The following is a 13,917-nucleotide window of genomic DNA, read 5'->3' on the forward strand; positions in this document are numbered from 1 at the left end:
TTCATTTATTTACCCCATCATTTTAGCATAAGCCTTTTATAAAAACTTTAAACTTAATTGAGTGCATTTTTATGCTATACTCAAAAATCTTATAAACTTTAAATCAAAGATTTTAATTTTAGCCTTTTATTAACTTTTTATAAAGTTTCAAATTAAATTGAGGTATGAATCTCCCATGGAATTGAATCAACCACCACTCCCTACAGAAATTGATGATGACGCTTATCATAAGCCGAGTTTTAATGATTTGGGCTTAAAAGAATCGGTTTTAAAATCCGTTTATGAAGCCGGCTTCACTTCCCCAAGCCCCATTCAAGAAAAGGCCATTCCGGCTGTTTTGCAAGGCCGAGATGTTATTGCGCAAGCCCAAACAGGCACAGGAAAAACCGCCGCTTTCGCTCTGCCCATTATCAACAACCTTAAAAACAACCACACCATAGAGGCCTTAGTGATCACGCCCACCAGAGAATTAGCCATGCAAATTAGCGATGAGATTTTTAAATTGGGCAAACACACCAGGACTAAAACCGTGTGCGTGTATGGAGGCCAGAGCGTTAAAAAACAATGCGAATTCATTAAGAAAAACCCCCAAGTGATGATCGCTACACCAGGAAGGCTGTTGGATCATTTAAAGAACGAGCGCATCCATAAATTTGTGCCTAAAGTGGTCGTTTTAGATGAAAGCGATGAAATGCTGGATATGGGGTTTTTAGACGATATTGAAGAGATTTTTGACTACCTCCCTAGCGAAGCGCAGATTTTGCTTTTTTCAGCCACGATGCCAGAGCCGATTAAAAGACTAGCGGATAAGATTTTAGAAAACCCTATTAAAATCCATATCGCTCCTTCTAATATCACTAACACCGACATCACCCAACGCTTTTATGTGATCAATGAGCATGAGAGGGCCGAAGCGATCATGCGCCTTTTAGACACCCAAGCGCCCAAAAAGAGCATCGTTTTCACGCGCACCAAAAAAGAGGCCGATGAATTGCACCAATTCCTTGCTTCTAAGAATTACAAAAGCACCGCCTTGCATGGGGATATGGATCAAAGGGATCGCCGCTCTTCTATCATGGCGTTTAAAAAAAATGACGCTGATGTGTTGGTGGCTACAGATGTGGCGAGCCGTGGGCTAGATATTAGCGGTGTAAGCCATGTGTTTAATTACCACTTGCCCCTAAATACCGAGAGCTATATCCATCGCATTGGAAGAACCGGGCGAGCGGGCAAAAAAGGCATGGCGATCACTTTAGTAACCCCCTTAGAATACAAAGAGCTTTTACGCATGCAAAAAGAAATCGATTCAGAGATTGAACTTTTTGAAATCCCCACCATTAACGAAAATCAGATCATCAAAACCTTGCATGACGCTAAAGTGTCTGAAGGAATCATCAGCCTTTATGAACAGCTTACCGAAATTTTTGAGCCGTCTCAATTGGTTTTAAAACTTTTGAGTTTGCAGTTTGAAACCAGCAAAATTGGCTTAAACCAGCAAGAAATTGATGCGATTCAAAACCCTAAAGAAAAAACGCCAAAACCCTCTAACAAAAAAACGCACCCACATGAGCGAGCGCGTTCTTTCAAAAAGGGCCAGCACAGAGACAGACACCCTAAAACAAATCATTATTCTAAAAAACCCAAACGCCGTTAAAATATTAAAAAAGGAAATTCATGCCCATTGATTTGAACGAACATTTGAAAAAGAAAAATCCTCAAAGAGAAAACCCCACGCCCAATACGCCTAATAATGGAGGGCGTTTCATCCCACCATCTAATTCTTTTAATTCCAAAAAACTATCGGTTTTGATTGTCATTGTCCTTTTGGGCGTTATCGCTTTTTTGGCCAAGCCTTTTGAAGTGATTAGCTCAGGAGAAATTGGCATTAAAATCACCGCCGGGAAATACGAACCCACCCCCTTACAGCCAGGAATCCACTTTTTTGTGCCTATCATTCAAGACATTCTCATTGTAGATACAAGGATCAGGAATATCAATTTTTCACGCACCGAAGACATGGGCGTGGCGGGTAAAAACCAAGGGATTTTTAGAAACGACGCTATTAATGTGATGGATAGTAGGGGTTTGACCGTTTCTATTGAGCTCACCGTGCAATACCGCCTAAACCCCCAAACCACCCCCCAAACGATCGCTACTTATGGCTTGTCTTGGGAGCAAAAAATCATCAACCCTGTGGTGCGCGATGTGGTGCGTTCTGTCGTGGGGCGCTATCCGGCTGAAGATTTACCCATTAAGCGCAACGAAATCGCCGCTCTTATCAATAGCGGTATCAATAAAGAAGTTTCTAAGCTCCCCAACACCCCTGTGGAATTAAGCTCTATCCAATTGAGAGAAATCGTCTTACCCGCTAAGATTAAAGAGCAAATAGAAAAAGTCCAAATCGCGCGCCAAGAATCAGAAAGGGTGAAATACGAGGTGGAGCGCTCCAAGCAAGAAGCTCAAAAACAAGCCGCTCTGGCTAAAGGGGAAGCGGACGCTAACAGGATTAAGGCTCAGGGCGTGGCGGATGCGATCGTGATTGAAGCTAAGGCGAAATCTCAAGCCAATTTAAGCATTTCGCAAAGCTTGAGCGACAAGCTTTTAAGACTGCGCCAGATTGAAGTTCAAGGCCAGTTTAATGAAGCGTTAAAAACGAATAACAACGCTCAGATCATGCTCACTCCAGGTGGGGCTGTGCCTAATATTTGGATTGACACTAAAAGCAAGGTTAAATCTAGTATTGCCGAGACCAAAGAGCCTTAAAAACGCATGGCATCTCTTGCCTTTATCCAAGCTTTTTTGGAGTCTTTTAAGGGCTTTTTAAGCCAAGCGACTTTAATTAGCGTTTTGATAGCGAGCGTTTTAATCCTTTTTTGCGCGATTTTGCTCCTTTTGGCTTTGCTTTTAAGAAACCGCATAGCTAGCTATATGGCAACAACAGCTTTTTTGGGCGCGTTTTTGAGCATGCCTTTTGTTTTGAATATTTTACTCACTCAAGCGATTTACCCCATAGAAACACGCATTTTACACGCTAACCCTTTAAGTTATAGCAACGCCTTTTCTTTGCAAGTGGGAGTCAAAAACCATTCCAGATTCAGTCTAAACAAATGCGTTTTACGCCTAGAAGTCCTTAAAAACCCTCACAATTTTGTAGAAGAGCATGCGTTTAAATGGTTTGTCAAAAAAAGCTATGAAAAAATTTTTAAAGAAAAGATTTTGCCCAAAGAATCTAAGGTTTTTTCATTCTTTATTGACAACTACCCTTATTCAAAAACAGCCCCCTATCAAGTTTCTTTGTTTTGTTTGTAGAAAAAAGCGATTGAAAATGCTAAAAGCATGAATTTTTAAATAAAGCTTTAAAGCCTAGATTCTAGCAAACGCTTCGTATAAGCGTGCTTAGGGTTGTCAAACACCTCTTCAATAGCGCCTGTTTCTACGACTTTCCCCTCACTTATCACTAACACCTTATCGCAAAACGCTTTAATCACATCTAAATCATGGCTGATAAACAAATAGCTCAAATCCTGCTTTTCTTGTAAATTCAACAACAATTCCAACACGCTTTTTTGAATGCTTTTATCTAAAGCAGAAGTGGGCTCATCTAAAAGAATGATTTTAGGTTTTAAGGCAATCGCTCTAGCGATCGCTACTCTTTGGCGTTCCCCTCCACTGAGCTCATAAGCGTAAAAGTTAAGCAATTCAGAGTTTAAACACACTTCTTCTAAACAAAGTTTTGCGAGATGGTGCCATTCTTCTTTGGAAGCTTTAGGGTAAGCAAAGCGTAAAGCTTCTGTTAAAATGCTTTGAATGCTTAAGCGAGGGTTTAATGAAGCGTAAGGGTCTTGAAACACCATTTGCAAGATCTTGCGGTAGGGTTTGAACGCCTTAGAACTTAAAAGCCCCACGCTTTGGCCTAAAATCTTTTCTTCCCCACTGTTTAAAGCGAGTTTTAAAAGCCCCAACGCTAGAGAGCTTTTCCCGCTCCCGCTTTCGCCAATGATGCCGATGTTTTCTTTGGCTTTGAGGGAAAAATTGACTGATGCGATAAGGGGTTTTTTTAAAGAAGGCCTAAAAAAGCGTTTTTGCAAGTAATAAACGCTAAAATCTTTCACCTCTAAAAGCGTTTCATCTAGCGCTTTTAAATTTTTAGCGGGCAAGTTTGAAGCCTGAATCAAGAGTTTTGAATATTCGTGCTTAGGGTCATTAAAAAGATCTTTAGTCAAATTGGTTTCTACTATCTCGCCTTTTTTTAGCACATAAACCCTATCAGCCAAGCGTTTGACCGCTTTTAAATCATGGCTAATGAATAAAAGGGCGATGTTTTTTTCCGCGCTCAATTGCTTGAGCAAGTCTAAAATCTGGTTTTGGATTTGCGCATCTAGCGCGGTGGTAGGCTCATCGCAAATGAGCAGTTTGGGTGCGTTAATAATGCCCATAGCGATACACACCCTTTGGCGCTGCCCTCCGCTCAACTCATAAGGGTAACGATCCAAAAATTTTTCGTCTAATTGAACTTGTTTCATGGCGTTTAAAACTTTTTCTTTAAGGAGCGTTTGAGAAGCGTTTTTATGGTGTAAAAAATAGGCTTCACTCATTTGCTTGCCGATTTTATGCAAGGGGTTTAGGCTGGATAGGGGGTCTTGAGCGATGTAAGCGATAATATTCCCCCTTAAATGCTGCATAAATTCTTCGCTTTCTTTTAAAAGGTTGGTTGTTTCAAACAGCACTTCGCCATTATGAGGCTTGAATCTAGGGTTTAAACGCATGATAAGATTAGCGATAGAGCTTTTCCCACTCCCGCTCTCGCCCACGATCGCCACCCTTTCGCTAGGATTTAACGAAATATTGATGTTTTGGAGCGAAAAATGCGCGTTTAAAACGCAGTTCAAGTTTTTGATTTCTAGCATGTAACCCCCTTATTTGAGCATGTTAGCGTTGAAAGCATCGCGCACCCCTTCGCCAATGAACACCAAAACAGAAAGCAACAAGCTAATGGCTACAAACGCAACGATGGCTAAATGGGGCGTAGTGAGATTATCCTTGCCTTGATTGACCAATTCGCCCAAACTCGCGCTCCCTATGGGCATGCCAAAACCTAAGAAATCCAAAGACACTAAAGTAGAAATACTAGCCGCCATTAAAAACGGCACATAAGTGATCGTCGCTACTAAAGCGTTGGGTAACACATGGTAGAAAATGATTTTTAAATCATTCACCCCAAGCACTCTAGCGGCTTTGGTGTAGTCCATATTCCTTGCTTTTAAAAACTCCGTGCGCACGACTTGAGAAAGCCCCATCCAGCTAAAGAGTAAGACTAAAAATAAAATGATCCAAAAATTAGAATTGAACGCGCTAGAAATCACAATGAGTAAAAAAAGCATAGGAATCGCGCTCCAAATCTCGCTCAACCTTTGCCCCAATAAATCCACTAACCCTCCATAATACCCTTGAAACGCTCCCAAACTCACGCCAATAAGAACGCTAAAAAGGGTGAGTAAAATCCCAAACACTAACGAAACCCGATAGCCATAAACCAGTCTGGCTAACACATCTCTAGCTTGATCGTCTGTGCCTAAAAGGTGTTTGAAACTTGGAGGGTTAGGGGCAGGCGAGTCTAAATCCATAATGATCGTATCGTAGCTATAAGGGATGAGTGCATGGATGATGAAAGCGTCTTTTAAAAGCGTGTTTTGCACATAAGGATCGTTATAGTCCGTAGGGGTGAAAAAATCGCCTCCAAACTCCACTTCCGCATAGTTTTTAAACATGGGGAAATACGCTTTATTGTCTTTATAGATGAATAAGGGGCGATCATTCACCCATAAGGGGGCTAAAAGAGAAAGCGCTAATAAAGCGATAAAAAGATAGAGTGAAAACACCGCCCGCTTATTCTTTTTAAAACTAAAAATACGCATTTTAAACAAACTGCTCACGCTCAAACTCCCTTGATGAAAAACAATTCCTAAGATTATAATTAATTATGGGTAATACTAGCAAGAAAATGGGTTTGATCCATAAAGAAAGAAGATAAGCGTAATAAATGATGGTGGAGTGTAGGGGGTTCGAACCCCTGACCTCAACGCTGCCAGCGTTGTGCTCTCCCAACTGAGCTAACACCCCAAATAAAATTAAGCGAGCATTATAACATTTTGCTTAAAAGATGTCAATTTGATGCTTTTTTGAAACACTTAATAGCAAATTAAGAATGATTATCTTAAAATTAGAAAGTTTCTTTTATGGATTAAGTAAAATCACTTATCAAAGCAAAAAGGATATTTTTGAAAAACCACTCCTTTAAAAAAACGATCGCTCTTTCCTTACTGGCGAGCATGTCTTTGTGCAGGGCTGAAGAAGATGGGGCGTTTTTTGTCATAGATTATCAGACGAGTTTGGCCAGACAGGAATTGAAAAATCCAGGCTTCACCCAAGCGCAAGAATTAAAGCAGTTGATCAGAGATGGGGCCGTGAGGTTGCAAACTTCTGCCATTCCCTTATCTTATTATTTGGATATTTTAGGGAATAAAACAAAAATTCTTTTGAGTGAAAGCGTGAAAAACAGCTCACAAGTGCAACCATCGCAACCAAACGGACCATCAAACCAAGCTTTAGTCAATTTAGAAGAATCTCTAGGGATTTTAGGAAAACTATTAGATCTATCCCAACAATACGCTAATCAGGGTGTCATTAAGCCTTTGGTGGTGGATGTGGGGAAAGAACAAATCGGTATCACTGATAGCATGCTCTTAGTGGCTCAAAACATCGTTTTAGCTTTAGGGCAAGTGGATTTGAGCAAAATCCAACAAAACAATAACGGACAGCTATACGAAAACATCATGAAAGTCATGCTTTTAGGCGCGGGCGGGACTAATGGAGCGTATAATGGCGTGAGTGTGGGCGATATTGCTACAGGCATGCAAAATTTTTCTTCGCAAACGGGCTTGATAGGGGCTAATTCTACGGTGAGCGAGCTCAACGCTTTGATTAAGAGCGGGATTTCTTTGGATCGTGAGACTTTGGGGTTAGGGAGTTTTATTGAAAAAAATATTTGTAGCAGTGCATCGCCTTGTTTTACTGGGAGTCAGCTTATCTATAGGAAAGGGCTAGATAGAGTCATAAACATTATTAACGCGAGTTTGGGTCAGTTTGAATCTTCGGCTAGTTCTCTTTATAAGATTTCTTATATCCCTAACCTCTTTTCACTCAAAGACTACCAGTCAGCGAGCATGAATGGCTTTGGGGCTAAAATGGGCTATAAGCAATTCTTCACCCATAAGAAAAATATTGGCTTAAGGTATTATGGGTTTTTGGATTATGGCTATGCGAATTTTGGCGATACGAATTTGAAAGTGGGGGCAAATCTTGTTACTTATGGGGTAGGGACGGATTTTTTATACAATGTGTATGAACGCTCTAGAAGGAGGGAAAGGACTACAATAGGCCTTTTCTTTGGGGCTCAAATTGCAGGGCAAACTTGGAGCACGAATGTAACGAACTTATTGAGCGGGCAAAGGCCTGATGTCAAGTCCAGTTCGTTCCAATTCTTGTTTGATTTGGGTGTGCGCACCAACTTTGCAAAAACCAATTTCAATAAGCACAGGCTGGACCAAGGGATAGAATTTGGGGTGAAAATCCCTGTTATCGCTCATAAATATTTTGCAACCCAAGGCTCAAGCGCGAGCTACATGAGGAATTTTAGCTTCTATGTGGGCTATTCAGTCGGTTTTTAAGGAAGGCTCTTGATGAAAAACACCAATACAAAAGAGATAAAGAATACAAGAATGAAAAAAGGTCAATACCACGCGCTCAAAAAGGGGCTTTTGAAAACCGCTCTGCTTTTTAGCCTTCCTTTAAGCATGGCGTTAGCTGAAGACGATGGCTTTTATATGGGAGTGGGCTATCAAATCGGCGGCGCGCAACAAAACATCAATAACAAAGGCAGCACTCTAAGGAATAATGTCATTGATGATTTCCGTCAAGTGGGCGTGGGCATGGCAGGGAGTAATGGGCTTTTAACCTTAGCGACAAACACAACCATGGACGCTCTTTTAGGGATAGGCAATCAAATTGTTAATACTAATAAAACTATTGATAACAACAACGCAGAATTAACCCAATTTAAAAAAATACTCCCCCAAATTGAGCAACGCTTTGAAGTGGATAAAAACGCTTATAGCGCTCAAGCCTTGCAAGTGTATTTGAGTAATGTGTTGTATAACTTGGTTAATAATAGTAATAATGGCAGCAATAATGGAGTCGTTCCTGAATATGTAGGGATTATAAAAGTTCTCTATGGTTCTCAAAGTGAATTCAGTCTCTTAGCCACGGAGAGTGTGGCGCTTTTAAACGCGCTCACGAGGGTGAATTTAGATAGTAATTCGGTGTTTTTAAAAGGGCTTTTAGCTCAAATGCAGCTTTTTAATGACACTTCTTCAGCAAAGCTAAGCCAGATCGCAGAAAGCTTGAATAAGAGCGGTGGTGCAGGAGCCATGCTCCAAAAGGATGTGAAAACCATTTCGGATCGAATCGCTACTTACCAAGAGAATTTAAAACAGCTAGGAGGGATGCTAAAGAATTACGATGAGCCATACCTACCCCAATTTGGGCCAGGCACAAGCTCTCAGCATGGGGTTATTAATGGCTTTGGCATTCAAGTGGGCTATAAGCAATTTTTTGGGAGCAAGAGGAATATAGGTTTACGGTATTACGCTTTCTTTGATTACGGCTTTACGCAATTGGGCAGTCTTAGCAGTGCTGTTAAGGCGAATATCTTTACTTATGGCGCTGGCACGGACTTTTTATGGAATATCTTTAGAAGGGTTTTTAGCGATCAGTCCTTGAATGTGGGGGTGTTTGGGGGCATTCAAATAGCGGGTAACACTTGGGATAGCTCTTTAAGAGGCCAAATTGAAAACTCGTTTAAAGAATACCCCACTCCCACGAATTTCCAATTTTTGTTTAATTTGGGCTTAAGGGCTCATTTTGCCAGCACCATGCACCGCCGGTTTTTGAGCGCGTCTCAAAGCATTCAGCATGGTATGGAATTTGGCGTGAAAATCCCGGCTATCAATCAAAGGTATTTGAGGGCCAATGGGGCTGATGTGGATTACAGGCGTTTGTATGCGTTCTATATCAATTACACGATAGGTTTTTAAGCTCTTTTTAGGGCTTATAAAGAGGCTCTTTACTTTTTTTTGGTATTCTAACAAGCTTTTAAACAATCCAATCTACTTTGTTTTAAGGATAATATTTTATGGCAGATGTCGTTGTGGGGATCCAGTGGGGAGATGAGGGGAAAGGAAAAATTGTTGATAGGATCGCTAAAGATTATGACTTTGTGGTGCGCTATCAAGGCGGGCATAATGCCGGGCATACCATTGTGCATAAGGGGGTTAAGCATTCTTTGCATTTAATGCCCTCAGGGGTTTTATACCCCAAATGCAAGAACATCATTTCTAGCGCGGTGGTCGTGAGCGTTAAGGATTTGTGCGAAGAAATCAGCGCGTTTGAAGATTTAGAAAATCGTTTGTTTATCAGCGACAGAGCCCATGTGATCTTGCCTTATCATGCCAAAAAAGACGCTTTTAAAGAAAAATCTCAAAACATCGGCACGACTAAAAAAGGCATAGGCCCTTGTTATGAGGATAAAATGGCCAGGAGCGGGATAAGAATGGGGGATTTATTAGACGATAAAATCTTAGAAGAAAAGCTAAACGCTCATTTCAAAGCCATTGAGCCTTTTAAAGAAGCGTATGATTTGGGCGAGGATTACGAAAAAGATTTGAGGGAGTATTTTAAAACTTATGCTAAAAAAATTTGCCCCTTTATCAAAGACACGACAAGCATGCTGATAGAAGCGAACCAAAAGGGTGAAAAAATCCTATTAGAAGGGGCGCAAGGCACGCTTTTAGACATTGATTTAGGGACTTACCCTTTTGTAACAAGCTCTAACACCACGAGCGCTAGTGCATGCGTGAGCACCGGCTTAAACCCTAAAGCGATCAATGAAGTGATAGGCATCACAAAAGCGTATTCTACTCGTGTGGGTAATGGGCCTTTCCCTAGCGAAGACACTACACCCATGGGCGATCATTTAAGGACTAAGGGCGCGGAGTTTGGCACGACAACCAAGCGCCCAAGGCGTTGCGGGTGGCTGGATTTGGTGGCTTTAAAATACGCTTGCGCTTTGAATGGTTGCACGCAGTTAGCTTTAATGAAATTAGATGTTTTGGATGGGATTGATGCGATTAAGGTGTGCGTGGCTTATGAAAGAAAGGGCGAAAGATTAGAGGCTTTCCCTAGCGATTTGAAAGATTGCGTGCCGATCTATCAAACTTTTAAAGGCTGGGAAAAAAGCGTGGGCGTGAGAAAATTAGAGAATTTAGAGCCAAACGCTAGAGAGTATATCCGTTTTATTGAAAAAGAAGTGGGGGTGAAAATTGGCCTTATTTCTACAAGCCCTGAAAGAGAAGACACAATTTTTCTATGAAAAAATTCGCTTCTGTGTTGGTGCAATTAAAAACCCTTGCGTTAGAAAAAATAGAGCGAAAGCTTGAAAGCAAGCGTTTAGAATTGCGACAAAACGAGCGAGAAGTTTTGGACAAACAAGCCCAACTAAGTGCGTTTAAAAACCCTGAATTGGGGGGAATGAGCCTTTTTTTACAAACCCAGCAATTAAAAAGCGCTCTAAGAATGGAGATAGAATATTACCAACAAGAGGGCGAGAATTTAAATAAGGATTTAAAAGTTTTAGAAAAAGATTACCTTTTAGCTAACCAAGAGTTAGAAAAAGCTAAAATCATTTTAGAAAACGAAAAGCAAAAAGAAAAGGAAATTTTGGAAAAAAAAGAGCAGGTCCTTTTGGATGAAAACGCCATGATTTTACACTGGCAAAAAGAGGGCTTGCATGCGTAAAATCTTGTTAATGGGCTTGATTTTACAAGCGCTTTTTAGCGAAGAAGCCGCGCAAGAATTGTTGCAATGCTCTGCGATTTTTGAATCTAAAAAAGCCGAATTGAAAGACGATTTGCGCCGATTGAGCGAAAAAGAGCAGTCTTTAAGGATCTTGCAAACCGAAAACGCCCGCCTTTTAGATGAAAAAACCGATTTGTTGAACCAAAAAGAAAAAGAAGTGGAAGAAAAACTGAAAAATTTAGCCGCTAAAGAAGAAGCCTTTAAAACCTTACAAGCTGAAGAAAAAAAACGCCTTAAAAATTTGATAGAAGAAAACGAAGGCATTTTGAGAGAAATCAAGCAGGCTAAAGACAGCAAGATTGGCGAGACTTATTCTAAAATGAAAGATTCTAAGTCCGCCTTGATTTTAGAAAATTTACCCACTCAAAACGCCTTAGAAATTTTAATGGCGCTAAAACCCCAAGAACTCGGTAAAATTTTAGCCAAAATGGATCCTAAAAAAGCGGCGGCTTTGACAGAGTTGTGGCAGAAACCCCCAAAAGAAAATAAAGAAAACCAAAAAACCACAGAGCCTACACCAGCATCCGTGCCCCCTATAGTGCCCACGCCTTTAAAAGAGCCGATGATAAAAGATCCTAACACCAAAGAGCCTTTAGGGGTATGATGTTCATTGTAGCGGTTTTAATGCTGGCGTTTTTAATCTTTGTCCATGAATTAGGGCATTTCACGATCGCTAGGATTTGTGGGGTGAAAGTGGAAGTGTTTAGCATTGGTTTTGGTAAAAAACTCTGTTTTTTTAAGCTTTTTGGCACGCAATTCGCTTTGTCTTTAATCCCGCTTGGGGGCTATGTGAAATTAAAGGGCATGGATAAAGAAGAAAATGAAGAAAATAAAACTCATCAAGCAAATGATAGCTACGCGCAAAAAAGCCCTTTCCAAAAGCTATGGATACTATTTGGGGGGGCGTTTTTCAATTTTCTTTTTGCGATTTTAGTGTATTTTTTTCTGGCATTGAGCGGGGAAAAAGTCTTACTGCCCGTCATTGGCGGTTTAGAAAAAAACGCGTTAGAAGCTGGGCTGTTAAAGGGGGATAAAATCCTTTCTATCAACCACAAAAAAATAGCGAGTTTTGGAGAGATTAGAGGCATAGTGGCGCGTGCTAGAGGCGAGTTGGTTTTAGAAATAGAGCGAAACCATCAGATTTTAGAAAAACGACTAACTCCTAAAATCGTGGCGGTGATAAGCGAATCTAATGATCCTAATGAAATCATCCAATACAAAGCGATAGGCATTAAGCCGGACATGCAAAAAATGGGCGTTGTCTCTTATTCCTTAATTCAGGCGTTCAAGCAGGCCTTGAGTCGGTTTGAAGAGAGCGTTGTTTTGATTGTGGATTCTTTAAGGCGTTTGATTACAGGGAGCGCTTCAGTTAAGGAATTGAGCGGGGTAATAGGCATTGTGGGAGCGTTAAGCCATGCCAATAGCGTGAGCATGCTTTTGTTGTTTGGGGCGTTTTTGTCTATCAATTTAGGGATTTTAAATTTACTACCCATCCCCGCTTTAGATGGGGCGCAAATGCTAGGGGTCGTTTTTAAAAATATTTTTCATATCGCTTTGCCAACACCCATACAAAATGCGTTGTGGCTAGTGGGAGTGGGGTTTTTGGTTTTTATCATGTTTTTAGGGCTTTTCAATGACATCACTCGTTTGTTATAAAAGGGGGAGTTGGTGGATGTATTGAGCGTGAGCGAAATCAATGCACAAATCAAAGCCCTTTTAGAAGCGACTTTTTTGCAAGTTAGGGTTCAAGGGGAAGTGAGTAATTTGACTATCCACAAGGTGAGCGGCCATGCGTATTTTTCGCTCAAAGACAGCCAGTCGGTTATTAAATGCGTGCTGTTTAAAGGGAACGCTAACAGGCTCAAATTCGCTTTAAAAGAAGGGCAGGAAGTGGTTGTTTTTGGGGGCATTAGCGTGTATGTTCCAAGGGGGGATTATCAAATCAATTGCTTTGAAATAGAGCCTAAAGAGATAGGTTCATTAACTTTAGCTTTAGAGCAATTGAAAGAAAAATTACGCCTTAAAGGCTATTTTGATAAAGAAAATAAATTACCCAAACCGCATTTTCCTAAACGAGTGGCAGTCATCACTTCTCAAAATTCAGCCGCTTGGGCAGACATGCAAAAGATCGCTTCCAAACGATGGCCGATGTGCGAATTGGTTTGTATCAACACTTTAATGCAAGGGGAGGGGTGCGTTCAAAGCGTGGTGGAAAGCATCGCTTATGCGGATAGTTTTCATGACACAAAAAACGCTTTTGATGCGATTGTAATGGCTAGGGGTGGGGGGAGCATGGAGGATTTGTATTCTTTCAATGATGAAAAAATCGCTGACGCATTGCATTTCGCTAGAACTTTCAGCATGTCAGCTATTGGGCATGAGAGCGATTTTTTATTGAGCGATTTGGTGGCGGATTTAAGGGCTTCTACGCCTTCAAACGCGATGGAGATTTTGCTCCCTAATAGCGATGAATGGTTGCAAAGACTTGATGGGTTTAATGTGAAATTGCGCCGCTCTTTTAAAACTTTGCTCCATCAAAAAAAGGCGCATTTAGAGCATTTAGCGGCTTCTTTAAAACGATTGAGTTTTGAAAACAAGCACCATTTAAACACCTTAAAACTAGAGAAATTAACAATCGCTTTAGAAAATAAAACCCTAGAATTTTTACGCCTTAAAAAAACGCTTTTAGAAAAAATCTCTATTCAAACATTAACAAACCCTTTTTTACAAACCAAAACAGAGTGCTTAAACAGGCTAGAAAACGCCCTCAAACTCGCTTACGCCAATTTGAAACTGCCCCAATTCGGGGCGTTTGTGAGCAAAAATCATCAAGCGATAGAATTAGAGGCATTAAAAGCGGGCGATAAAATTGAATTAAATAATGAAAAAGCCAGAGCGAGCGCTGAAATTTTGAGCGTGGATAGGGTGTAGGGGTTTGAAAAATAA

The 13,917-nt window shown here is 40.8% G+C and carries 12 protein-coding genes and 1 tRNA gene; 10 read left to right on the forward strand and 3 right to left on the reverse strand.

The genetic code is table 11. The features are described 5' to 3' along the window. Window positions 1-175: 175 nt before the first annotated feature. From QT76_RS02140 to QT76_RS02150, 3 genes are read left to right on the forward strand one after another with little or no spacing between them, the layout of a single operon-like run. Window positions 176-1,654, forward strand: coding sequence for a DEAD/DEAH box helicase (locus QT76_RS02140; RefSeq protein WP_033616405.1), 1,479 nt, complete (start codon window positions 176-178; stop codon window positions 1,652-1,654). Between the two features lie 20 nt (window positions 1,655-1,674). After that, window positions 1,675-2,763, forward strand: coding sequence for a prohibitin family protein (locus QT76_RS02145; protein WP_001121047.1), 1,089 nt, complete (start codon window positions 1,675-1,677; stop codon window positions 2,761-2,763). 6 nt (window positions 2,764-2,769) lie between these two features. Beyond that, window positions 2,770-3,309, forward strand: a complete 540-nt coding sequence (locus tag QT76_RS02150) for a DUF2393 domain-containing protein (protein ID WP_033616406.1) — start codon at window positions 2,770-2,772, stop codon at window positions 3,307-3,309. A gap of 47 nt (window positions 3,310-3,356) precedes the next feature. Here the strand turns inward: QT76_RS02150 and nikE are convergent, their stop codons facing one another. The 3 genes from nikE to QT76_RS02165 all read right to left on the reverse strand — a co-directional run bounded on the left by nikE (window position 3,357) and on the right by QT76_RS02165 (window position 6,120). Further along, the gene (gene nikE / locus QT76_RS02155) at window positions 3,357-4,907 is read right to left on the reverse strand and encodes a nickel ABC transporter ATP-binding protein NikE (RefSeq protein ID WP_033616407.1); all 1,551 of its coding nucleotides are present in this window, start codon (window positions 4,905-4,907) and stop codon (window positions 3,357-3,359) included. 9 nt (window positions 4,908-4,916) lie between these two features. Further along, window positions 4,917-5,939, reverse strand: a complete 1,023-nt coding sequence (locus QT76_RS02160; RefSeq protein WP_195741859.1) for an ABC transporter permease — start codon at window positions 5,937-5,939, stop codon at window positions 4,917-4,919. A gap of 105 nt (window positions 5,940-6,044) precedes the next feature. After that, window positions 6,045-6,120, reverse strand: a tRNA-Ala gene (locus tag QT76_RS02165). Between the two features lie 158 nt (window positions 6,121-6,278). Between QT76_RS02165 and hopF the strand changes: the two genes are divergently transcribed. From hopF to xseA, 7 genes are all read left to right on the forward strand, one after another. Beyond that, window positions 6,279-7,727 (forward strand): Hop family outer membrane protein HopF, encoded by a 1,449-nt coding sequence (hopF, locus tag QT76_RS02170; protein ID WP_033616408.1) that lies wholly within the window; start codon window positions 6,279-6,281, stop codon window positions 7,725-7,727. A gap of 12 nt (window positions 7,728-7,739) precedes the next feature. After that, on the forward strand, window positions 7,740-9,152 hold the full coding sequence (gene hopG, locus QT76_RS02175; protein ID WP_033616409.1) for a Hop family outer membrane protein HopG: 1,413 nt from the start codon (window positions 7,740-7,742) through the stop codon (window positions 9,150-9,152). 98 nt (window positions 9,153-9,250) lie between these two features. After that, window positions 9,251-10,486 (forward strand): adenylosuccinate synthase, encoded by a 1,236-nt coding sequence (gene purA / locus QT76_RS02180; protein WP_033616410.1) that lies wholly within the window; start codon window positions 9,251-9,253, stop codon window positions 10,484-10,486. After that, on the forward strand, window positions 10,483-10,911 hold the full coding sequence (locus QT76_RS02185) for a flagellar export protein FliJ (RefSeq protein ID WP_033616411.1): 429 nt from the start codon (window positions 10,483-10,485) through the stop codon (window positions 10,909-10,911). The genes purA and QT76_RS02185 overlap by 4 nt, the downstream gene beginning before the upstream one ends. Continuing rightward, window positions 10,904-11,575: a MotE family protein gene (locus QT76_RS02190; protein WP_033616412.1), complete on the forward strand. Its 672-nt coding sequence runs from the start codon at window positions 10,904-10,906 to the stop codon at window positions 11,573-11,575. Before QT76_RS02185 ends, QT76_RS02190 begins: the two co-directional genes overlap by 8 nt. After that, a complete protein-coding gene (gene rseP / locus QT76_RS02195; protein WP_033616413.1) occupies window positions 11,572-12,627 on the forward strand; it encodes an RIP metalloprotease RseP in 1,056 nt (351 codons plus the stop codon). The genes QT76_RS02190 and rseP overlap by 4 nt, the downstream gene beginning before the upstream one ends. A gap of 12 nt (window positions 12,628-12,639) precedes the next feature. Then, a complete protein-coding gene (gene xseA, locus QT76_RS02200) occupies window positions 12,640-13,902 on the forward strand; it encodes an exodeoxyribonuclease VII large subunit (RefSeq protein ID WP_033616414.1) in 1,263 nt (420 codons plus the stop codon). Window positions 13,903-13,917 lie beyond the last annotated feature (15 nt).

This window comes from Helicobacter pylori SA37A (assembly GCF_000476015.1).
Taxonomy (GTDB): Bacteria; Campylobacterota; Campylobacteria; order Campylobacterales; family Helicobacteraceae; genus Helicobacter; species Helicobacter pylori_DB.

Bases quoted from the DNA above. Each gene is read 5' to 3' on its own strand.
- nikE (WP_033616407.1), bottom strand. From the start codon at position 4,907: ATGCTAGAAATCAAAAACTTGAACTGCGTTTTAAACGCGCATTTTTCG.
- QT76_RS02185 (WP_033616411.1), top strand. From the start codon at position 10,483: ATGAAAAAATTCGCTTCTGTGTTGGTGCAATTAAAAACCCTTGCGTTA.
- purA (WP_033616410.1), top strand. From the start codon at position 9,251: ATGGCAGATGTCGTTGTGGGGATCCAGTGGGGAGATGAGGGGAAAGGA.
- hopG (WP_033616409.1), top strand. From the start codon at position 7,740: ATGAAAAACACCAATACAAAAGAGATAAAGAATACAAGAATGAAAAAA.
- QT76_RS02140 (WP_033616405.1), top strand. From the start codon at position 176: ATGGAATTGAATCAACCACCACTCCCTACAGAAATTGATGATGACGCT.
- rseP (WP_033616413.1), top strand. From the start codon at position 11,572: ATGATGTTCATTGTAGCGGTTTTAATGCTGGCGTTTTTAATCTTTGTC.
- QT76_RS02145 (WP_001121047.1), top strand. From the start codon at position 1,675: ATGCCCATTGATTTGAACGAACATTTGAAAAAGAAAAATCCTCAAAGA.
- QT76_RS02150 (WP_033616406.1), top strand. From the start codon at position 2,770: ATGGCATCTCTTGCCTTTATCCAAGCTTTTTTGGAGTCTTTTAAGGGC.
- QT76_RS02190 (WP_033616412.1), top strand. From the start codon at position 10,904: ATGCGTAAAATCTTGTTAATGGGCTTGATTTTACAAGCGCTTTTTAGC.